The organism is Alteromonas sp. 38 (assembly GCF_902506055.1).
Taxonomy (GTDB): domain Bacteria; phylum Pseudomonadota; class Gammaproteobacteria; order Enterobacterales; family Alteromonadaceae; genus Alteromonas; species Alteromonas lipotrueae.
This window is the reverse complement of record NZ_LR733300.1, coordinates 3,007,121-3,029,513: the sequence shown is the minus strand read 5'-3', so window position 1 is coordinate 3,029,513 and position 22,393 is coordinate 3,007,121. Positions and strand designations below refer to the sequence as shown.

The 22,393-nt window shown below is 42.8% G+C and carries 17 protein-coding genes and 1 rRNA gene; 13 read left to right on the top strand and 5 right to left on the bottom strand.

Translation table 11 applies throughout. From position 1 onward, the window contains the following. Positions 1-220 precede the first annotated feature (220 nt). Positions 221-336: ribosomal RNA gene (gene rrf, locus FLAVO9R_RS13160) — 5S ribosomal RNA — on the top strand. A 386-nt stretch (positions 337-722) separates the two neighbouring features. Here rrf and FLAVO9R_RS13155 read toward each other — a convergent pair. Continuing rightward, positions 723-1,514, bottom strand: a complete 792-nt coding sequence (locus FLAVO9R_RS13155) for an EF-hand domain-containing protein (protein ID WP_159532016.1) — start codon at positions 1,512-1,514, stop codon at positions 723-725. Between the two features lie 492 nt (positions 1,515-2,006). Here FLAVO9R_RS13155 and FLAVO9R_RS13150 point away from each other — a divergent pair, with 492 nt between their 5' ends. Continuing rightward, positions 2,007-2,963: a GGDEF domain-containing protein gene (locus FLAVO9R_RS13150; RefSeq protein WP_232370649.1), complete on the top strand. Its 957-nt coding sequence runs from the start codon at positions 2,007-2,009 to the stop codon at positions 2,961-2,963. 35 nt (positions 2,964-2,998) lie between these two features. Here the strand turns inward: FLAVO9R_RS13150 and FLAVO9R_RS13145 are convergent, their stop codons facing one another. The 3 genes from FLAVO9R_RS13145 to FLAVO9R_RS13135 form a co-directional block, all read right to left on the bottom strand. After that, positions 2,999-3,331, bottom strand: a complete 333-nt coding sequence (locus tag FLAVO9R_RS13145; RefSeq protein WP_159532002.1) for a hypothetical protein — start codon at positions 3,329-3,331, stop codon at positions 2,999-3,001. Positions 3,332-3,665: 334 nt separating this feature from the next. Continuing rightward, positions 3,666-4,031: a DP-EP family protein gene (locus FLAVO9R_RS13140; RefSeq protein ID WP_013783395.1), complete on the bottom strand. Its 366-nt coding sequence runs from the start codon at positions 4,029-4,031 to the stop codon at positions 3,666-3,668. A gap of 12 nt (positions 4,032-4,043) precedes the next feature. Beyond that, entirely contained in the window at positions 4,044-7,313 is a 3,270-nt protein-coding gene (locus FLAVO9R_RS13135) for an nSTAND1 domain-containing NTPase (protein WP_232370648.1), read from the bottom strand. A gap of 245 nt (positions 7,314-7,558) precedes the next feature. On the opposite strand from FLAVO9R_RS13135, the gene FLAVO9R_RS13130 reads away from it, so the two are divergent. The 11 genes from FLAVO9R_RS13130 to FLAVO9R_RS13080 all read left to right on the top strand — a co-directional run bounded on the left by FLAVO9R_RS13130 (position 7,559) and on the right by FLAVO9R_RS13080 (position 19,556). Next, positions 7,559-8,095, top strand: coding sequence for an HvfA family oxazolone/thioamide-modified RiPP metallophore (locus FLAVO9R_RS13130; protein WP_159531998.1), 537 nt, complete (start codon positions 7,559-7,561; stop codon positions 8,093-8,095). 70 nt (positions 8,096-8,165) lie between these two features. Next, complete coding sequence (locus FLAVO9R_RS13125; RefSeq protein ID WP_159531996.1) at positions 8,166-9,017, top strand: HvfB family MNIO-type RiPP peptide maturase; 852 nt, start codon at positions 8,166-8,168, stop codon at positions 9,015-9,017. Continuing rightward, a complete protein-coding gene (locus tag FLAVO9R_RS13120; RefSeq protein ID WP_159531994.1) occupies positions 9,014-9,763 on the top strand; it encodes an HvfC family RiPP maturation protein in 750 nt (249 codons plus the stop codon). The genes FLAVO9R_RS13125 and FLAVO9R_RS13120 overlap by 4 nt, the downstream gene beginning before the upstream one ends. A gap of 345 nt (positions 9,764-10,108) precedes the next feature. Continuing rightward, complete coding sequence (apt, locus tag FLAVO9R_RS13115; RefSeq protein ID WP_013783400.1) at positions 10,109-10,645, top strand: adenine phosphoribosyltransferase; 537 nt, start codon at positions 10,109-10,111, stop codon at positions 10,643-10,645. A gap of 17 nt (positions 10,646-10,662) precedes the next feature. Then, on the top strand, positions 10,663-13,566 hold the full coding sequence (gene dnaX / locus FLAVO9R_RS13110) for a DNA polymerase III subunit gamma/tau (protein ID WP_159531992.1): 2,904 nt from the start codon (positions 10,663-10,665) through the stop codon (positions 13,564-13,566). A 38-nt stretch (positions 13,567-13,604) separates the two neighbouring features. After that, positions 13,605-13,931 carry a YbaB/EbfC family nucleoid-associated protein gene (locus tag FLAVO9R_RS13105; protein WP_062087580.1) on the top strand — a complete coding sequence of 109 codons (327 nt, stop codon included), beginning with the start codon at positions 13,605-13,607 and terminating at the stop codon, positions 13,929-13,931. 480 nt (positions 13,932-14,411) lie between these two features. Continuing rightward, entirely contained in the window at positions 14,412-15,359 is a 948-nt protein-coding gene (locus FLAVO9R_RS13100) for a hypothetical protein (RefSeq protein ID WP_159534609.1), read from the top strand. Between the two features lie 98 nt (positions 15,360-15,457). Further along, the gene (recR, locus tag FLAVO9R_RS13095) at positions 15,458-16,057 is read left to right on the top strand and encodes a recombination mediator RecR (protein WP_159531989.1); all 600 of its coding nucleotides are present in this window, start codon (positions 15,458-15,460) and stop codon (positions 16,055-16,057) included. Positions 16,058-16,166: 109 nt separating this feature from the next. Continuing rightward, complete coding sequence (htpG, locus tag FLAVO9R_RS13090; protein ID WP_159531987.1) at positions 16,167-18,089, top strand: molecular chaperone HtpG; 1,923 nt, start codon at positions 16,167-16,169, stop codon at positions 18,087-18,089. A 312-nt stretch (positions 18,090-18,401) separates the two neighbouring features. Continuing rightward, entirely contained in the window at positions 18,402-19,046 is a 645-nt protein-coding gene (gene adk / locus FLAVO9R_RS13085) for an adenylate kinase (protein WP_013783409.1), read from the top strand. Between the two features lie 114 nt (positions 19,047-19,160). Continuing rightward, complete coding sequence (locus FLAVO9R_RS13080) at positions 19,161-19,556, top strand: MAPEG family protein (protein ID WP_159531985.1); 396 nt, start codon at positions 19,161-19,163, stop codon at positions 19,554-19,556. A gap of 38 nt (positions 19,557-19,594) precedes the next feature. On the opposite strand, the gene FLAVO9R_RS13075 is transcribed toward FLAVO9R_RS13080, so the two are convergent. Then, on the bottom strand, positions 19,595-22,183 hold the full coding sequence (locus tag FLAVO9R_RS13075; protein WP_159531983.1) for a TonB-dependent receptor: 2,589 nt from the start codon (positions 22,181-22,183) through the stop codon (positions 19,595-19,597). Between the last annotated feature and the right edge of the window lie 210 nt (positions 22,184-22,393).

Here is a 22,393-nt window from a genome sequence, read left to right as displayed (position 1 = left end):
TAACCTGTACTAATTGCCCGAGAGGCTTAACCATACAACGCCCAAGAGGCTTTTTATCTTGAGTGTTGTAAGACAAAGCTAATTAAAGCAACGAGAGTAGTAGTACTCAGTGCTCAAAGATTGATTACGTGAATATCAGAATTCCTAAATTGTTAATTATTAAAGTAATATGGACTAAATAAGTCGGTATTACGCAAACAAACGTTTGCAACCAGTTTTTCCTGGCAGCCATAGCGATACGGTACCACCTGATCCCATTCCGAACTCAGAAGTGAAACGTATTAGCGGCGATGGTAGTGTGGGGTTTCCCCATGTGAGAGTAGCACACTGCCAGGTCCCATTCGAAGAAAGCCCTTATCGTATGATAAGGGCTTTTTTTATGTCTAATAGAAAATAATATTAGCAGTTACGCCGTAGTAAAAAACTGAGCGTACTGCAGGTCCTCCTTGCGCGCTCATTCCAAAAAAGCATCATGATTCTGCACCCCGTGGTATATGAGCCATCGAACTCAGAAGTGAAACCTATTAGCGAAGGGGTGGCCCTCCACACTGCCATAGTTCGTTGTGAAGCAATCCCATTCGAAGAAATTGCTTCACAACGATTGCTTCACAACGAAGCCTATCCTAACGGATAGCCCTTTTTTTTATGCCTGTAAGAAAGTGAACAGGCAATAAAAAGCCCCGCAGGGCGGGGCTTAAACTATGCGACTATTAGGCTTAGTATTACTGGCCCATTGTCTTAATTTCTTCAAAATATCTACGGTATTCCATACGAGTAATAAGTTCGTTGCCATCTTTATCCATGGTCATGAAATCACCTTTAATACCTGCGTTTTCAATTTCACGTTTAGATAGTTCACCATCTTTATTAGCATCGGCTTCATCGAATCGCATATTCGCAGCATCCGTAACTTCTGTACGTAATGTTTCGTTCTTTTCACTGATCACAGCACCCGTTTCGTCCATGGCATCACCATGTTTCATTGAGTGTTGTGTGTCGCTAGTTTTCATTTCAGAACGCATTTCTTTATTTTGTTCACTAATTACATCGCCATCTGCGCCCATGGAATCCTGTTTAGCCATAGCGGATGTCTTGCTCATTGAATCATGGTTTGCATTGGCTTTCGTTTCAGAGCGGAGTTCTTTATTTGCTTCGCTAATCACATCGCCACCTGTTCCCATAGCCTCTTTCTCGTCCATGGGTTGGTGCGCGCTATTGGCTTTACAATCGTGGTTTGTTTTTTCTTTAACCACTAATTCGTCAGTAAACCTTTCAGGTTTCGCCTTAATGTAGTCAGTAAACTCAGAACGGTTAATCTTATCATCACTGTCTGTGTCTATTTTAGACATAGTCTCTTCAGTAATACTTCCCTTAACCTCTTCCTTGGAAAGCATGCCGTTGCCATTTGCATCTAGTGCCTCAAAGTCTGAGGTTATTCTAGATTCATGATGGGCAGCGAACGCGGAAGTAGACATTACTGCGCCAATAACCATTGCTAACGTTAGCTTTTTCATAATAAATTCCTTCTTTGCATGTGTAATGCTTTGGGTTAAATATGAGAAGTGAATGCCGAAACTGTTCACGGTATTGACGACAATCTAAAAGGCACGAAGGTATTTCCGTACTTCTACTCCTACATATCTTTATTCCTGTTTAGTAAATCACACTGTTTCATTCCTGATTTATTATTCATACTTTGTGCCAAACGTTAATATATTGATTTAAATGCACTTTTATTTATTTGCCTGAACGACATAGGTAAATAAAGTGTTAAAAAGACACAAGCTGTGAAATATATGCACTGTGTTACATAGCTCAGACATTCCCGCTTAAAAGCTCCATTCCCTTCTTAATTGGTTCGAGATTTAACCTTCCTGACTCTGAAATTTTCAATTAAATCAGTGTTTTAATTCGTAAGGTAACCAGAAGGTTTAATTTGAGATTTATCCGTAAGCTTTGTTCAATCAATACGGCCCAAAGCTAGGGGATAAGGAATGTTTTCAACAATGCTTAGTAAAAATATTAATAAAAAACCCACAGAGAAGCTTTTTAACTTTTACCAGGATTCTTCACTTTCGCGCATGATTAATTTTCTCAATGAAGCAGTTGTCGTTATAGATGTTAACGGCACTATTGAAATGCTTAACTCTACATCCGCCTCATTACTGGGAATAGAAAAAGACAAACTGCTAGGGCATAATTTACTTGAGCTAGTTATAGATGATACGGGTAAGTCACAAACTTATGTTATTGAGAGCTTAGATGCAGGCCAAAGAGGTTTAATTTCCGCCCCTCCTATGGAAGTTAACCTTCAAGCAGACAAAGACAACCAAACACATGTGTGTGTTGAAATGTCGATATCAACGCTACCAGAAGCATTCTCATCGGCGAATACATTGTATCTTTGCATACTCCGCGACCTTACGCTTCACAAGGCAGAGTACGGTTCTCTATTACACAAAGCTAATACCGACTATTTAACAGGGCTAGCTAATCGTCATCGGTTTGCCGAATACCTTGATAAACAGTGGGATCTTTGCGAGCAAGACGATGTACCGCTAAGTATTATATTTATTGATATCGACCACTTTAAAGACTTCAACGACCAATATGGCCATATAGCGGGGGATAGATGCTTAAAGAGAATAGGGGAAACTATTTCGTTAAGCCTTCCTAATCGCGATACCTTAGCCGCACGCTATGGCGGTGAGGAGTTTGCCTTAGTGTTGCCCCGATGTTCAGCACAGACCGCCCAATTGTTAGCCATACGTATTAAGCGACATATATCGCAATTAAGTACCAGGCAGTTTGCGTTATCGCAAGAATCAGAGTTAACAGTAAGCATGGGTGTGGCAACGCAAATGGAGAACCGCTACAGTTCAAAAGAAGGTTTGTTGAACGCGGCTGATACATTGCTTTATCAGGCTAAGTCTCAGGGAAGAGATCAGATTTGTTTTTTGTGAAATAGAATGGGGCTTCCTCACGAAGCCCTAAATTTTTAAACTGGTTTTCTATTTATAATTTGTGGATCACACATGAACCGTTCGCCGGTTTGGGTATCGAAAACCCATACTTCTAAATAAATATCGTCTGCCACGTCGTTACCGTCATCAACACCAATGTGTATGCTGGCATCGGTCTTATCTTCTAAGGTTACATCACCAGGGCTGGTTGCGGTAACCCAACGAAAGGCGTAACGGTCATTTAAAGCGGACGAAAATTCGATATTCAATTTACGATTAGTATTGCCATCAAATGCAACTGCTTCGGGTGTGTAGCGATAGTAATAGCCTTCACCAATTTCCACATGTTTGGCATCGGCAGGCGGCACTTCATCCGGTGCCCAAAGCTGTAAGGTAAAGGTGGCCGTATTAGTCGTTTCAGTTGAATTTGTTGTTGATGTGGCTTCTTGTGCTAACGTTGAGAAAGAGAGTAGTACCGCAAAAAAAACAATGGCTTAAGCAATGTCTTACTATTTTTATATATTGACTTCATTTTTATTCCCTTCAAAAATTAAAAAATAAACACGCTACTTTTAGCGCATAAAAACTATATCAGTATTGTTTGGTGTATAGAATAAAAACAGGGAGGCTTAAGTAAGTCCTCAGATATTAAAGCGCATTTTAAACCAGAATTGGCAGCTAACAGCCGCCAATTCTATAAAATTAATTTTTCTGTTTATTAATGATTTGTGGATCTTGACTGGTATAAACGCTCGACTTAGGTGCTGTAACTAGTTTCATACAAATACTTTCTGTTGCTGAGTCTGAATCTACAAAGATAATAGTTTGCCCATCTTCAGTTATACTGTAAGTCAAGTCATTATCTAAATCACCAGATATGACTGGGCCCACGAATTGTAAATCGCTAGACTCTTTCTTCAAAGTATACATTATCATGCTACTGGACTCAGTTACTGTTACATTACCTGTTGCAGGGTTGCCTGAGGTATCATAAATAGCATATCGAGGTGGAGTTTCGTCCGTAAATACTGAAACCATAAACTGAAATATCGGTGTTGGATTAGACATATTTTATTCCTTTTATAAATAATCAAAGTAGAAAGGTTTGGTCAAAGTTTTTGCGTGAGCTTTCAAAGTACCATTTATTTTAGAAGTATTGTTAGTACATTGACTCGCAAAAAAATGCGGTAAAATTGCATCGGGGTGATAAGATTTTTCGACGATTTTCGATGTGGTAAGTTGAAGCTCATGACAAAGTAAACTTTTGCGCTCATCGGTAAAAATGTTTTCACTTCTAATAAATTGAGATAATATTTTTTTTGTTTTTAAATTATATTCTGTAAAGCTTGGCTCACGGGATTTTAATGAAGACTCAATAATTTCTGGGGTAATTGAGCGTATATATTTTTGAATTTGAGTAATAATTTCCCAGTGCGAATTCATTTGAAAGTATTCAATTAAGGGAAAAAGTATCCATTCTGCATTAGATGCAATTACCTTGGCTAATACCTGCTGAGCATCAATAGAGCTTTTAAAACTTGAATCACTTACTAGTAAAAGTGCTTCTATACGAAAAAAAGCCAATTGCCATTCACTGTTGTTAATATCTTGCGAGATCGCCTGTTTTACAATTATATAACTTTTCTCTAGTGTTGTGCCGTAGTTTTTTTTCAGCATTAACTTTTTAGCTAAGAGCGCTTTTTGAACAAGAACTGCAACATAAGGTTCAATGGCGGCAGCATTAGAACTATGAAGTATATATATATCTTCAAAAGCTTGTTCAGCATCCTCGTACAATCCATAAGCTTTTTCATATTCCCCAGTATGAACAGTAGCCGACGCTATCCACGACAGGGTATCGGCAGCATAAAGTTGAGCATCAAGATCATCAGGGTTTTGTTCAGCGATATATTGTTTGAGCTTTAGTGATGCACTGAAGTATTCAATCGACTTACCAAATTCAAAATTTTCATATTCAAGAGAGCCCAAAGAGTTTTGTGCGTAGGCCACTTCTAGCATAGCGTCAGTATTGTCTGGGGCTATTGCTAGCATACGTTCGCTATAAGCTAGGTAACGCTCGAATGCCGTTCTGGCTATGTCCATCAAACCATCGTTATAAGCAATGTGGCCCAACCAAAATGCGTTTGCCCCCGCCGCTTTAAGTAGCTCGAAGTGATTGGGTGCATCGCTCAACAGCGCCTTTATATGTACATCGGCTTCTTCGTAAGCTTCTTTCGCGGTGGCTACATCGTCTCTATAAAATCGTACTTCTGCCATAGCTTGCAGTGAAAGCGCATGTTGAAAACGCAATTCGAAACTCGCTTTTGGCGGGCTAATGGTAAAAAATCCATATTCACTCGTTTGCTGAGCTTGTTCAACATAACTCAGTGCTTGTTCGCTGATACCTTCCAATAAGTCCATACGTTTTACGCTACGTAGTTTATTGGCAAAGTCACCTATCATATAGCCCATTAAATTTTCAGCTTCTAATCGCTTCCTTTCGGCCAGTTGTTGCGATTGCTGACTTTGTAGCATGGCACCAAATGAAACTACGGTTAAACAAGCAAGGGCTGCAAAGGTAACCCCGCGAATAACCCGTTTGCGTTGCACCGTTTTCTGTGACGCCCGAATGAGCGCTAATTCGTCATTCGTCAGTGTTAAGCTAGTGTCGGCGTTTAACGCCAAAGCATCAGTTAAGGGCTTACCTTGTGTAAGTAAAAACGCCTTACTTTTGTTATCTTGCAGCCATTGTTTGGTTTGTTGTTCTAATCTGCCTTTGCTTACCAGCGCGCTTTGGTGTTGTTGAATCCAACCTTGTACTCGCTGCCAGCGCCTAAGGACGGCTTCATGCGCCACTTTAAAGCAGGCTTTGTCTTGATAAAGGTGCGATACAAATAACCGATGCTCTACCATTAGCTCGACAAAGTTTTTCTCGTTATCGTTACTAAGCTCACTCCACAATGCGGTGCGGCTGGTTAAGTTACTGCCATCTTGGGTAAGCGTTACAATTAGAGGAAGCACGCGGTCGAGTGCAGTTTTCACTAACGCCGGCATCTGTTGGTAAAGCTGTTCAGCTTTGTGGCCAATTGCGCCTTCTATACCGCCCAACTGTTTGTAGGTACTAACTTGCAGCAAGTTGGCTGTTCGCTGCAAGTACAGTTCTTGTAAGGTGTATTGTAATAATGGAAGACAGTTGGGTTCTGCCGCGGCATCGGTAAGTATAATGTCGTCTAACGTAACATCGGTATGGTTATCTTCTTCCCACTCTAGCCCTGCGGCAATAGCTGGAAGGCGTATCATTTGGCTTAATTCACTGGCCGAAGGGGGCGTAAGGTCGAAATGTGCTCCACGCTCTTTATTTTTCATTAGGGTGGGGTAGGCAGCTAAGTGATGGTAAAAATCATTCCGACATACTAAAAGCATTAAAATGAATCCACTTTCTGCTAATGCTTCAAGCAGCGTAAACACCGCTTCCTTTTGGGTACTATCAACATGGTTAGTGGCCAAATAGGCTTCAAGGCGATCGAGTACTATTACATAGCAAGGGAAAGCGACGTTATTGTACTGGCTTGCAGTTGTAAGTTTAGTTTTCGCTAAATGAATAACCGGCTTAGGGTCGCGTTTCAGTTTTGCCGCTAATGAATCGGCACTTTCCCCTTCAAACAACGGGGCATCGTTGATATCCCAATCTAACATACAGGCGGCAAGTTCTTCCACAATCTGTGCCGTCTGAATATCTGCAATATCAATACTGGCGTAATCGATGGCATGAACACCATTGGCGCCCTTGTTGTTTAATAACCTAGGTAATAAACCTGCGTGCACTAACGAGCTTTTACCTGAACCGCTAGGGCCGATAATAAGGGTAAAAGGGCGTTTTTTGGTAAATTGATCCGAAAGCCTAGCCAGTAAATTTTTTACTGCCGCATTTCTACCGTAATAAACTTGGCTTTCTTGTTGCGTAAACGCGGTTAAGCCAGGGAACGGAGATTGACCCTGCCAATCGGTTTCGGCGGCACGTGTTTGTTCATCTTCTAAAAACTGAACATCGGCAATAACCCGATAACCTCGTTTACGTATGGTTTCTATAAAAGAAGGGGCACTGGCTTTATCACCTAATGCTTTACGTAATTGGGTTATGGTTTTATGAATAGGGTTATCGCCAACGGGCGCGTCTGGCCAGCACTGGGTAATAATGTCGTCGGCGCTAACCACTTCACCCGCTTGCTGACACAATAGCAATAGAACGTCCATTGCTTTGGGTTCAACGGTGCGCTTCGTTTTACCTAATATAAGGGTGTTTGATGCTGGCTCTACTTGCCAGTCGCCCAAATAAAATTGCTTCAACATGTATTCAATTTGCTCAAAAGAAACCAATCAGAACAAACTTAACCTACTTTAGTTGTAAGGTAAACGAGTTACGCTGAGCTAGGTACTACATCGGGACTATAAAAGTTAGCTAAAAATACCTTTAAATTTAATAATATAAAAAATATTAATAAAAAGTGAAATTTGATCTTCACCCCCTAGGTCTATACTACTACACGTGCCTACCGCACGTTAAAACCAGACTTATACATTTGAGGGTAGACAAAATGAAACAAATTAAAAAATCTTCTGTTGCTACGGCACTCGGTGCGGTTGTTATTGGCTCGTTAGCATCTACGGTTGCTATGGCTGAAGTTAACCCATTTTCAATGCAGTCATTAGAATCTGGCTATAGCCAATTCGCTGCTGAAGGTAAATGCGGTGAAGGCAAGTGCGGTGGTGATAAAGCGGCAAAATCTGCAGATGGTAAAGCAACCGAAGGTAAATGCGGCGAAGGTAAGTGTGGTGGCGACAAAGCGGCGAAAGCAACCGAAGGTAAATGTGGTGAAGGCAAGTGCGGCGGCGACAAAGCAGCTAGCATGGCTGAAGGTCAAATGGAAAAAGCCAAAGAAGGCAAGTGTGGTGAAGGCAAGTGCGGTGGCGATAAAGCAGCTAGTATGGCTGAAGGTAAAATGGAAAAAGCCAAAGAAGGCAAGTGTGGTGAAGGCAAGTGCGGTGGCGATAAAGCAGCTAGTATGGCTGAAGGTAAAATGGAAAAAGCTAAAGAAGGAAAATGTGGTGAAGGTAAATGCGGTAGCATGTAACGCTACGGCAAGTGCAGTATAAAAAGGCCGTCATTCGATGGCCTTTTTAGTGTGAAATTGGGGTGGAATAATGAAGCATATTCAAGGTGCAGGTTTAGGTTTTCGTCGCGAGATGTTAGATGAAGTGTTACCAACACTGCCTAGCGAGGTCGACTTTTGGGAAGTTGCGCCCGAAAACTGGATCCCTTTAGGGGGAACATACGAACGCCAGTTTGCCCAAAGTATTCAACAAGCGCCTTTCACCACTCACGGGTTGTCCCTTTCTATTGGTAGTAGTGATAAGCTTGATGTCGAATTCGTTAAAACCGTAAAGCACTTTTTAGACACCCACAATATCGATTTATACAGCGAGCACTTAAGTTACTGTTCTGGTAACGGGCATATGTACGATCTCATGCCAATACCGTTCACAGAAGATGCAGTTAAACATGTGGTAGGCCGCATAAAGCAGGTTCAAGACATTATCGAGCGGCCATTGGTGCTAGAAAATGTGTCTTATTACTTGGCGCCTGGGCAAGAAATGTCTGAACTAGATTTTACCAATGCGGTATTAGCTGAGTCAGGTTGCGCGTTACTGCTCGATGTAAATAACGTTTATGTAAATAGCATCAATCATAAGTATGACGCTTACGATTTTATAAACCGCTTACCTAGCGATAAAATTGTATATGGTCATATTGCAGGGCACTTTGATGAAGCCCCAGATTTAAAAGTAGATACCCATGGCGCCGATGTTATTGAGCCAGTGTGGGATTTACTAAAGCACGCTTATGAAACTCATGGTGTGTTCCCTACATTATTAGAACGTGATTTTAATATTCCCGCGATGGAAGTATTAGTAAAAGAAGTGCAGCGTATTAAAGCAATACAAGCCCAGTGTATTGCAAATCACCAAACCGTTTTCGCAGGGCAGTCTGCATGAGCGAGAATTTTAAAACCGTCCAGCAACAGTTTGTTAACGCAATTAAAGATCCAGATTCGTTTGAAACAAACAATGCTGACATTAAACGCCGCATGGATATTTATCAGTCCCTTTTTTTTAATAACATTATGGGTTTTATAAGCACAGGTTTTCCGGTGTTAAAGTCATTGGTAAGTGAAGAAAATTGGAATGATTTGGTGCGCGCCTTTTTTATTCATCACGAAAGCCGTTCACCGTATTTTTCAGACATTAGCAAAGAATTCGTAGAGTATTTGTCAGCAAACCCAGAACTCGCATTTCAATTACCTGAGTTCGCCGCTGAACTTGCCCACTATGAATGGCTAGAATTAGATGTCAGTATTCGAAAAACTCCTCATAAGGTGGTGTATTTTGAAGCGGGCGAACAGGTAATGAGGGTGAGCGTTTCCCCGCTGGCCACCATTGCTTCCTATACTTACCCTGTACATTTAATTGGGGTAGATTATATTCCCGAAAACCCCGCACCCGAGCAACAATTCTATGTGGTGTATAGAAATGAAGAACAGCATGTAGAATTTGTGCATTTAAATCCGCTTACAGCAGTTTTATTGCATACCATTGAACAGCACGAACAGGGCATAGGAATAGAGGTCTTAGGCGAGCAGCTTTGTAAGCAATTACACCACCTACCAGAACACACTGTGCTTCAAGGTATGCAGCAAATAGTAAGCGATATGCTGCAAAAAGGTATTTTGTTACCTAGCTGAGCAGTTTGCTGAACACTAAATCACCAGTTTTTAACTGGCACTTAAGTGCAGAAAGGCTAAAGTTGTACGCGAGTGTATAGCTTTGGCTGTTAAATGTTGGGAAAGTAGGCAATTGACTACAATAGCGCTGTCAATCCGGTCTGCTTTCGATTAACATTTACGACCATTTTTTTGTTAGTTAAATTGTTTAGGTAGTGCATATGGCAGACAATTCAGATTTCAAAGAAGTCTACAATAAGTGGTACTTTCTAGCTTCTATCGTAACTTTACTCGCGTTTCCGCTGATGCATATCATCTGCGGCTGGTTTACCTTCTGGTTATAACGCAGACATTCAAGGCATAATTGTGACTGCACAGTATATAAAATCAGTTGTTAAAACCGTTCCTGACTATCCAAAGCCAGGTATTTTATTCAGAGATGTTACTAGCGTACTAGAAGACCATAAGGCTTTCAGTAGTTGTATCGCATTGTTGCTTGAAGAATTCCAAGACATGGGATTCAACAAAGTAGCAGGAACCGAAGCGCGCGGATTTTTATTCGGCGCGCCACTGGCCATTGAGATGGGCATTGGTTTTGTTCCAGTAAGAAAACCCAACAAATTACCCCGTGAAGTGGTGAGTGAAACCTACGATCTTGAGTACGGTACTGATACGTTGGAAATTCACAAAGATGCTATCCAGCCAGGCGATAAAGTGTTACTTATCGACGACTTGTTAGCAACGGGCGGTACCATCGAAGCATCAGCAAAGCTAATCCGAACATTAGGCGGCACCATTGAGCATGCTGGCTTTGTTATCGGCTTACCTGAACTAGGTGGTCGTGAAAAGCTAACCGCGATGGGTATCAAAAGCTTCACGCTTTGTGAGTTCGACGGCGAATAAGGATAAAAATACAAGCAATGAGTTATCAGGTATTAGCACGTAAATGGCGCCCGGGTAAGTTTAGTGAACTCGTAGGGCAGGAACATGTTGTTTCAGCTATTTCGAATGCGTTAGATAACGACCGCTTGCACCACGCGTACCTATTTACCGGTACGCGAGGGGTAGGTAAAACCACCATTGCTCGTATATTTTCCAAGAGTTTAAACTGCGAAGAAGGGCAGGGGTCTAACCCTTGTGGTCAATGTAATACCTGTAAAGAAATTGAGCAGGGTAATTATGTTGATTTGCTTGAGATTGATGCGGCTTCACGCACGAAGGTAGAAGATACCCGAGAGTTGCTTGATAACGTTCAATACAAGCCTACCCGCGGCCGGTATAAAGTGTACCTTATTGATGAAGTACACATGCTGTCTAAGCACAGCTTTAACGCGTTACTAAAAACGCTAGAAGAGCCACCGCCTCACGTTAAGTTTTTACTGGCCACGACCGATCCACAAAAGCTTCCTATTACTATTTTATCTCGTTGCTTGCAGTTCAATTTAAAAGCATTGTCGCGAGAGCAAATAGTTGGGCAGCTTAATCATATTCTAGAGCAAGAAACCTTACCCTTTGAGCCGCAAGCGCTAGCGTTGTTAGCCCGCGCTGCACAGGGGAGTATGCGTGATGCCTTAAGCTTAACCGACCAAGCTATTGCACAAGGTGGTAATGCGGTTAACGCCTCAGTCGTTACCGACATGCTAGGCTTGATGGATAAAAATCAGCTTGTGAAGTTATTGCATGCGGTGGTGAGTAAAACGCCAGCCGATGTTATGCGATTGGTTCAGGATATGTCGGAACAAGCACCAGATTACGATCATGTGCTTGCCGAATTAGGCAGTACGCTACATCAAATAGCGTTAACCCAATGGGTGCCTGAAGCCTGTAAATTAGAAACAACTTCAGCCAAAGCTATTTACCAACTTGCTAAATCAATTTCTGCTGAACAAGTGCAGTTGTTGTATCAAATTGCGCTGCAAGGAAGGAAGGACTTACCATTCTCATCAGACGGCAGGAGCGCATTAGAAATGACGTTAATGCGTATGATGACATTTGCACCCAGTACGCCTTTAGCTGATGCGCCATCTGAGATAGCCAGCGGAACGGTTGATAGTTCGTTGCCTATTGCATCGGCGGAAAAAAAAACACTAATTTCTGAGCAAGACGCGCAAAGCTCGACTTCTACCGCTAACTCTCTTTGTGCTAAAAGCGCAGGCGCTGGGTCATCGTCAGCCGATGAAGAGCTTTCCAGCAATGAACAAGATGCTCACAGTACAAATGTTCAAGATGCAGAAACTTCTACTGATGAAACTGAGCGCGCGGGAACTGACGAGATTTCATCTTCTACAAAATTACCAGACTTACCAGACTTACCAGATTTAGCCACTTCAAAGGGGCAAACCCCTGAACCAGAAGCCTCGGCTCATAAGAAAGAGCCGCATGGCGAAGTCGCTTCGCAAGAGGCAAAGCCTTCCCAGCCTGTAGCGCATTCAAAATATAGCCAGCCTTCAGATGCCAATCAGTCTGTAATAAATAATCAGCCTACAGGTAATGATCATTCTACAGGCAACGATCAGCCTACGGGTAGCAATCAACCTTCAGGTGAGCATGGCAAGCCAGTCAGAAGTTTGGCGTCAGAGCATAGTCCTTCAGATTCGGCCCCGTTTAATGATATGCCGCCAGCAGATGCATACATGGACGATGTGCCACCGCCTTACGATGATGATGAGTCGTCATTTATGCCGCCTGAATTTGCCGATGCTCAGCTGACAAATGCACCGCTATCTGATGAAAGCCCTGACACGCAATCTACACATTTTGCTTCGCAGCAAGCTGTTGATTCTGTGCCAGCCGCTACGCCCACACCAGAGGCACAGCTAACATCCACTGCTGATATGCTTGCGCTACGACAGCGGTTAAAGCAAAAACGTGATGAAAGCGCAGAACAAGCGGCGAAAAAGCCTGAAGCGACGAACGAAACTACTAGCTTTGTAGATAGAATGAGTAAGGCTTCAAGCCAAAGCTCTCCTGACCCTTCTAGTGAAGGCCAAGATGATAGGCAATCTAAAGGCACGGCTGACGACAGCAGTGCTCAACAAGAATCAACTACTGCACCGGCAACTGCGCCATCAAGCTCTGATACTTTAAATGCAAATTCAAATTTAGATGCTGGCTCGAACACGACTTCTGACGCTAGCATGCAAAACCAAACCGATATGCCCCCGTGGGATACTGGTATACAGCATAATGATGAGCCGTTTACTGCCAACGAGCAAGATACCCAATTTGATTCACCAATGCCTGACGCGGCGCAGTATGGCGGCAATAGCGAAACAGCTCGCAATGAGCCTCAGCCTTTAGAGCCTCAGCTTTTAGAACCTCAGTCTTTAGAACCAAGGCCAAGCGATACCCGTAATGAATTTAGTGGTGAGCCAGTAAATCAGTTCACAAGTCAGTATCAAGGTAAGCTAGCCGCTTATTTGGATGATGGTAGTAAGCTTGTTCACGCGAGCCAAATTGATAAGTGGAGCAATGACGTAGAGCAAATGCCTATTGCAGGTTTGCTTAAACAATTGGTGCTTCATGCTTCTTTTTTGCGAAATGATCAGGGTATAACGCTTGAAATTGATAACAGTCAGGCGCATCTACTAAAAGACAGTGCAAAACAACAGTTGCTTGATGTATTGCATCATAGTTTTGGTGAAGGGGAGAATATTACCATCACCCTTGGTTCGCCAAAACAAACGCCCTATGCGTTGCAACAAGACATTATTGCTATGCGCCAGGCGCATGCACAATCGGTGGTACATACCGACGAAACGATACAAGCGTTGTTATCAGCGTTCGACGCATCAATAGTGACCGACTCGGTTAAAGCGCGATAGCAACATTAACTAACACTAAGACAAAGTGAGAAAAGAATATGTTTAAAGGTGGAATGGGCAACATGATGAAACAGGCTCAGCAAATGCAAGATCGTATGCAGAAAGTGCAAGACGATTTGGCTAAGCTGGAAGTCACAGGTGAAGCCGGTGCAGGCATGGTTAAGGTAACCATGACATGTAATCATAACGTTCGCCGCGTAGACATTGACGACTCATTAATGGAAGACGATAAAGACATGATTGAAGACTTGGTTGCCGCTGCATTTAACGATGCCGTTCGCCGCGTTCAAGAAACCAGTAAAGAAAAAATGGGCGACGTTACTGGTGGCATGTCACTTCCTCCAGGCTTCAAAATGCCGTTTTAAGCCATATACCTCATATTTTTGAACCATAGCGATAACGAACGTTGTGGACTTAAATAGAGGGCAGTAAATGCTATACCTAAAAGCTCTGATTTTATCAGAGCTTTTTTTTACTTTAGCCTATTACATAGAGAGATTTACTGGCGCTATCTCCCCCCTGCATGGCCGTCTTACACTGCATGTGGTTGTAATAAATGTACGCAGGATTCACCAGTTAAAATCGAGATGCTTAACGACTTTTCCCCCGTTAAAAGTAAAGGTGAAAATAGACATTTACATTATCAGCGAAACTAAGATTCGAAGGAACGTAGGAGCATTTAAATGAACAATGGGGTCAGTATGCCTTTAGGCTTAATTAACACTGACTCCATCAAACTAAACTTCACCGGATTGGTCAGTACGTTCAGCATAAAAGGCTTTAGTTATGGTAGACCATCAGTAATAATACGCCCCATCTTAATCTTCAGAAATATCATCATTTTCATGCTGAAAAAAAGTATTATCCTGTCGGTGACGGTTTCTGTCATCGTAGCCATTACCCTCTTTGGCATTTCTACTCACAGGCTGTATAGCAAAAAGAAGTTATCTGTAGATCCTAAATTGAATGAAATTTCTGGTATTGAGTTCGATAAGAAAGGCTACTTGTGGGCCATTAATGATAGTGGCGACGATCCCAAGCTATATCGCTTAGATGACAATGGCGACATCACCAAAGAAGTCTTGGTTGCCAATGCTAAAAACATCGATTGGGAAGACATTACCCAAAACGACTTCGGGCACTTTTTCTTGGGCGACTTTGGTAATAATGATAACGATAGAAAATGGCTAACGATTTATAAAATAGAAAACCCTATCGATATTAAAACCGAGTCGACAAACGCTGAGATTATTAAGTTTACCTACCCTGAAATGGATGGGAAAACACCGGTTAAGCCGAATGATCGTAACTTCGATCTAGAAGCTTTTGTTGCGCTAGGGCGCCATCTTTATTTATTCACCAAAAATAGAACTGAGCCCTTTGATGGTATTACCAACGTATATAAAGTTGGCGATCACGCGGCTAATTTTGATGCCGAGTTAATCGACTCTTTTAAAACCTGTACTACCATGGAAAAACTGTGCTGGATAACGTCTGCAGCATTAAGCCCTGACAGAACTAAACTAGCGCTACTGGATTCCACCAGTATTTGGTTATTCGAAAACTTCAAAGGGGATAAATTCTTTTCTGGAGATATTTACCGCATTGATTTGGGGTTGATTACGCAAAAAGAGGCGGTCACTTTTAAAGACGACAACACTATTATATTTACCGACGAGAAATTTAAAGGTATTTTCGGCGGAAACGCCTATGTGATTAAACTCGATGAAGTGCATAAAAAGTTAATTCGAAAGGCAGTAAAGCCGAAAGAAAAAATAATTGAGTCAAACTAGCCTGTGGCCTACCTTTATTATGAGTGTGCAACAAGAACTTTTAGTGAGTAACATGCAAAGTTGTTTCGTAACCCGATTTAAAATGATAAGAAGTTTGTATGAAGTTTAGCCCGTTACTGAATGAATTAATTCAAGCGTTAACTTGCCTTCCAGGGGTAGGTAATAAGAGTGCCCAGCGTATGGCGTTTCACCTTTTGGAACGCAATCGTAAGGGGGCGATAGATTTAAGTAATGTACTGCACAACGCCATGGAGCATATTCATCACTGCAAGCGCTGCAGAACGTTTACGGAAGATGAGCTGTGCGAAATTTGCCGTCATCCAGAGCGCGAAGCCAGTGGCTTATTATGCATTGTTGAAAGCCCGCAAGATGTATTGGCAATCGAGCAAACGCTTAGTTATAAAGGCCAGTACTTTGTATTGATGGGGCATTTGTCGCCTATCGATGGAGTAGGGCCTGAAGAAATTGGCTTAAACGAATTGGAAACCCGTTTTAGTGCAGGTGGCATTAACGAAGTGATCCTTGCCACTAACCCGACGGTTGAAGGCGAAGCTACTGCACATTATATCGCTCAGCTTTGTGCGGCCCATAATGTTGAAGCGTCTCGTATTGCTCATGGTGTACCAGTGGGTGGCGAGCTCGAATATATAGACGGTAATACCCTCACTCACGCCTTTTCTGGTCGCCGCAAACTCTAAATTGCGGCGCTTCCCCAATAATATTTTTTCGCTTTGCGGTTGAAAACTGCTAGTTCGGCCTTACCTGTTTGAAAGTAACGTGATCCATTCAACGAGGAGATATTGGATTATGGCTGAAGCAGCCCATAAAGAAACCCACGGTTTTCAGACGGAAGTAAAACAACTTCTACATCTGATGATTCATTCTTTGTATTCAAATAAAGAAATCTTCCTACGTGAGCTTGTATCTAACGCTGCCGATGCAGCAGACAAGCTACGTTTCCGCGCACTAGAAAACGACAGCCTTTATGAAAATGATGGCGACCTAAACGTAAAAATTAGTGTAGATAAAGAAGCGGGCACGGTAACTATTGCTGATAACGGCATTGGTATGAACCGCGACGAAGTGATAGCCAACTTAGGTACTATTGCGAAGTCGGGTACAAAAGATTTCTTCAGTAAGCTATCTGGCGACAACGCAAAAGACTCACAACTGATTGGTCAGTTCGGTGTCGGCTTTTACTCTGCGTTTATCGTTGCTGATAAAGTGACTGTACGCACCCGTGCCGCTGGTGCAGATGCATCACAAGGCGTTGAGTGGATTTCAGAAGGCGAGGGTGAATTCACTTTAGCAGAAATCAACAAGCCTACTCGCGGTACTGAAATTGTATTGCATCTTCGTGAAGAGGAAAAAGAATTCGCTGATGATTGGCGTTTACGCTCAATTGTTAGCAAATACTCTGACCACATCAGCATTCCTGTAAAAATGTGGAAAGAAGAAGTGCCTGAAAGCGAAGGCCCTGATGGCGAGAAGACGCCAGCACAGCCAGGCGAGTGGGAACTAGTAAACAAAGCGACTGCTTTGTGGACCCGCGAAAAATCAGATATTTCTGATGAAGAGTATCAAGAATTCTATAAACACATTTCTCACGACTTTGCAGACCCATTTGCATGGGCACATAACAAAGTTGAAGGTAAGACTGAATACACAAGTTTGTTGTACATTCCTTCTAAAGCCCCGTTTGATATGTGGAACCGCGACCAAGCACACGGTTTGAAATTATATGTTCAGCGCGTTTTCATTATGGATGATGCCGAGCAGTTTATGCCTACGTACTTGCGCTTCGTTAAAGGACTTCTAGACAGCAACGATTTGCCGCTTAACGTGTCTCGTGAAATTCTACAAGACAACAAGGTAACTCAAGCATTGCGTCAAGGTTGTACTAAGCGCGTACTTCAAATGCTTGAGAAAATGGCGAAGAACGATGCTGAAAAGTACCAGTCATTCTGGAACGAATTTGGTAACGTGCTGAAAGAAGGGCCTTCTGAAGACCACAACAACCGCGAAAAAATCGCCGGTTTACTTCGCTTCTCATCAACCAATAGTACCTCTGATGCACAAACCGTGTCGTTGGCAGACTACATTGAACGCATGAAAGAAGGCCAAGATAAGATTTATTATGTAACGGCAGACAGCTTACAAGCTGCTAAATCTAGCCCGCACCTAGAAATCTTCCGTAAGAAGGGTATTGAAGTCTTGCTAATGGGTGAGCGCATTGACGAGTGGTTAATGTCGCACTTAACTGATTTCAACGAGAAGCAGTTTGAATCTATTGCGAAAGCAAACTTAGATTTAGGCGATCTTGAAGACGAAGACACTAAGAAAGCCCAAGAAGAAGCAGAAAAAGAAGTAGAAGGTATTGTTGAGCGAGCTAAATCAGCCCTAGGCGATAAAGTAGTAGACGTTAAGTTTACCCACCGTCTAACTGATTCTCCTGCGTGCATTGTTGCAGATGACAACGGTATGACCACACAGATGATGAAGTTGATGCAAGCTGCAGGACAGCCTGTGCCTGACGTTAAGTACGTATTCGAACTTAACCCAGAGCATTCTTTGGTTAAAACCCTAGCAGACACGCAAGACGAAGATTTGTTTAAGCAATGGGTTGGTGTATTGTTCGACCAAGCAGCATTGTCTGAACAAGGTAGCTTAAAAGACCCTTCAGCGTTTGTGCAAAACTTAAACACTTTATTAATGAAGTTAGCAAAATAAGCTTCAATATTAAAAGTTAATTAATATAAAACGGGCGTAATGCCCGTTTTTTGTTTCTAGGGTCTTTAAATCTATTTTGCACGTTAATTTATGCTATATTTTACCCGTTTAGCTAATTTCATTCGGTACGTTTGAAAGTAAGCAGTGAGTTAAGACCAAAGTCGGATTTTATAACGGGCCATAAGTAGTATATATATTCATCATAAGTGTTTAGTTTCCCTCTACAGTGGGGCTTATACTTGTCACTGTGGTGCTGAATGTGTAAAGTGCCCCAAGTAAAAAAGTTCAAAATCATAAGCGGAGAACGCACTCATGCGAATTATTCTTCTCGGCGCTCCTGGCGCGGGTAAGGGCACACAAGCTCAGTTTTTAATGGGCAAATATGGGATCCCCCAAATTTCTACCGGTGACATGCTTCGTGCTGCTATAAAAGCGGGTACGGAAATGGGCCTTGCAGCCAAGCGTGTAATGGATGAAGGTAAGCTAGTATCTGACGAAATCATTATCGGGCTGGTTAAAGAGCGTATTGCGCAAGACGATTGTAAAGATGGTTTCTTGTTAGATGGCTTCCCACGTACAATTCCTCAAGCTGATGCAATGAAAGAAGCGGGTGTTTCTGTCGATCATTGTATTGAGTTTGATGTACCAGATGATGTGATTGTTGAGCGTATGGGTGGCCGTCGCGTACACCCAGCTTCAGGTCGTGTTTACCATGTTGTTTACAACCCACCTAAAGAGGAAGGGAAAGACAACGATACTGGCGAAGACCTTATTATTCGTGATGATGATAAAGAAGAGACAGTTCGTAAACGCCTAGCAATTTACCATGAGCAAACCAAGCCGTTGGTTAATTACTATAGTGCTGAAGCTGATGCGGGCAACTGCGAATACCACAAGTTAGACGGCACACGCCCAGTAGATGAAGTGAGCGCAGAGCTTGCTGAACTTCTTGGTTAATTGTGCTTATTGATTTGTAAAGGCCGCAGTAGCGGCCTTTTTTGTTACTTGTATGTTATGAGCGAATAGCGTTTAATAATTGCAGAATAACTAATATAAACGTGGAGCTAACTCATGGTATTACCTATAACGGCGTTTTATGCCAGTCTGTTGGGGATTTGCTACCTATACCTGTCCTTTTTAGTGATAGGGGTACGTAGAAAAAGTCAAATTAGCTTGGGTGACGGTGGTAATGAAGACCTGAAAAGGCTCAGTCGCGCTCATGGTAATTTTAGTGAATATGTTCCTATTACCCTCATTATGGTCGCTTGCTTTGAGGCGAATACAGGGCAAGCTTGGGCGGTACATGCACTCGCATGTTCACTGTTATTCGGACGTATTTTCCATGCTTATGGATTAAGACATCATAGTGGAGCAAGCTGGCAGCGTATTGCAGGTATGATGCTGACGTTTTTGGCCATGTTAGTAGCGGCCATTGCCAACTTAATGCTAATTCATTTTGGATTGTGATTGCCTGACGTTCAGGCAATCACAGTGAGTGCTAGCGTTTAGAACCTAAACGTTGCTTTGGTATATACGAAGCGGCCGCGTGGATTGTGGATACTACCCACATAACCATAAAGGTCGCTATCGCCATCGCCAATAGCAAAAGGTGGTTCTTCATCTAGTACGTTGTTTACGCCAAGTACAAGTCGAATAGTGTCAGTCACGTTATAGCCACCTTGAATATCCACTAGCATTTGTGAATCGACCATACGGGATGTATTTTCTTCAAAATCTAACACGCCGTCGAAGTCGATATCCGGTGTATCTTCAAATTCACCCACAAAGCTAATATTCAAGTTAGCGTCAAACGCACCTTTGCTCCACGTTGTGCCAAACAACCAACGATGCTCAGGATACCCATACTCACCAGTGTAATCTAAACCGTCCTTTTCAAACTCGGTAAGATAAGACCAATCAATATTGAACTTAACGTCACCGTAGTCGTTTAGGGTAAGCATGTAGTTTGCACTTAAATCGATACCTGCAGCTTCTTGTGAAGACACGTTTTGGTAGGTATTAAATATCTTTTGGATAACCCCTAAACTAGCCCCGCCTTGTGGATCTAAACGTACGCAAATTTCACTGTCTTGGTTATTACACTCAGTGTCGTACACCAAACCAAATTGCTGCTCATCAATTTTGTTATCTTGAGTGATACTCCAAATATCAACGCTTAAACCTAACTCTTGAGTAGGTGCCCAAATAGCGCCCACATTCCAAGATTCAGACTCTTCCGCTTCCAAATCTGGGTTACCCGCAAATTCAATATTGTAATCTAATGATTCGCAGTCTAGGCCTGTTGCTTCACAGCGGTACCTATCCACAAAGAACACGCTCTTCTGCGAAGGACCTAAACCTACTTGTGCCAATGACGGTGCTCTGAACCCTTGTGCCCACGAGGCACGAAGGGTAACTTCATCGCTTGGCGCCCAGCGTAACGCAACTTTCGGGTTAGTGGTGTTACCAAAGTCGCTGTAGTCGTCGTAACGACCCGCCAATTGAAGCTCTAGTTGATCAGAGATCGGAATTGATAATTCTAAATAGGCGGCGTATTGGTCGCGCTCTGCGTTAGCAGAAACAGATTCAGTACCAAAAATAAGCCCTTGCTGGAATTGAATGTCAGGAATGTCTGATACTTGCTCTTCACGGTACTCTATACCCGCTGCCATCATGACCATTTCATCGCCTAACGCAAACGCTTCGCCAGTAATGTGAGCATCGAAGCTAGTCATGCGTGATTCACCTCGGCGAACCAAGCTGGTGGTGATGGCATCAATAACTTCGGGTGAGTTAGTTACACCACCGAAAGGATTGTAGTTACCTAGGTCAATTTGTTCTTGTAGCCAATCTACGCGAACCCAACCCTGCGATTGATCGCCGCTTTGTTCAGAACTACTTCTACCCTTTTGTACAGATGCTTCCCAGTCGTAGTCAAAAATTTGGCCTCGTAAGCCTGCCACAAACCTAAGGGTATCGGTTTCAATATCCCAGCGTCTGGCACCCGCATCAACCGGGCGGTAACGGCCAATATCAATATCTTGCCCGAAAGGGTTATCAGGATGGGTGCCAGGTACGGTTAAGCCCGCGTCTTCATCAAGGGGCGTGGCTGCACCGCCAGCTTCAGACGTATTGTGCTGTACGGCTACTTCCATAAACGCGGTAACATCTGACGAAATTTTATAATCGAATTGACCAATAAAGCCTACGCGTTCCGATGCAGGAATAGTCAGGCCATACGGACCATAATCGAATAAACAACTGCCAGATGCAGTGGCGCTATCGGCTGGGCAATCTGGATCGATGGTTTTAACGCCATCAACATAGAAATAACCTGGATACCCGCGAGAAGAACGAAAATCCATACCTCCAAAAGGGGATTGGTTGGCAGTACCAAACCGGCCCATTTCATCAGCCCCTAACTGGCTGTTGTTGAAGTAATCGAGAATGACAGTAGCGCTGCTTTTTTCACTTTGACTACCCCACAGCATATTAGCAGTAGTTTCGCCGTAGCTTGGCCCTGTTGTACCGCCATAGCCTACGTTTACTTCTAAACCATCATAGTCTTTCTTCAAAATAACGTTCACTACACCGGCCACGGCATCTGAACCGTAAATAGCTGATGCACCGTCTTTTAAAATATCGATGCGTTCAATGGCCGATACGGGAATAGCATTAATATCAACAAATGAATTCGTGATGCTTTCTGCAAATGCACTGATGGCCACACGTCGGCCATTAATAAGTACCAAGGTGGCATCTGGGCCCATACCTCTAAGGGATACAGAGGCCGCACCATTTGCAGTAGAGTCTTGGCTGTTGTTACGTGTTGAGAATGTACCTGCGCCGGTGGCCGGCATGCGTTCTAGTAATTGTTGTAAGTTTTCATAGCCCATGCCTTTTATCATGGTGGCATCTATTGATTGAATAGGAGAGGGGCCTTCAATATCGGTTCGTTTGATACGAGAGCCTGTTACTGCTATACGTTCTACTCCCTCAGCTTTTTCTTCTGCTTGTTGCGCATGAGAGGAAGAGATTGAGGAGAGTCCAGCCAGTGCGAGTGTGAGCGCACTAAGTTTAACGCCATGTTTCATTGTGATTTCCTTATGGTTCCATTTAACTTATTGTTTGTTATTTCAGCAACGCGAAGGGTTGCTTGTCAATCAATAGCATTAACGTGGGTAAAGTAGCAAGTTGGCAAGCTATTGTTTTTGAATAGAGTTAGTTACAAATTGTGTACAAATGGAGAACGAGGAGAGGCGTGAAGCGCTGAGGCTCATCGTTGACGTAGAGTAACTGGCAAG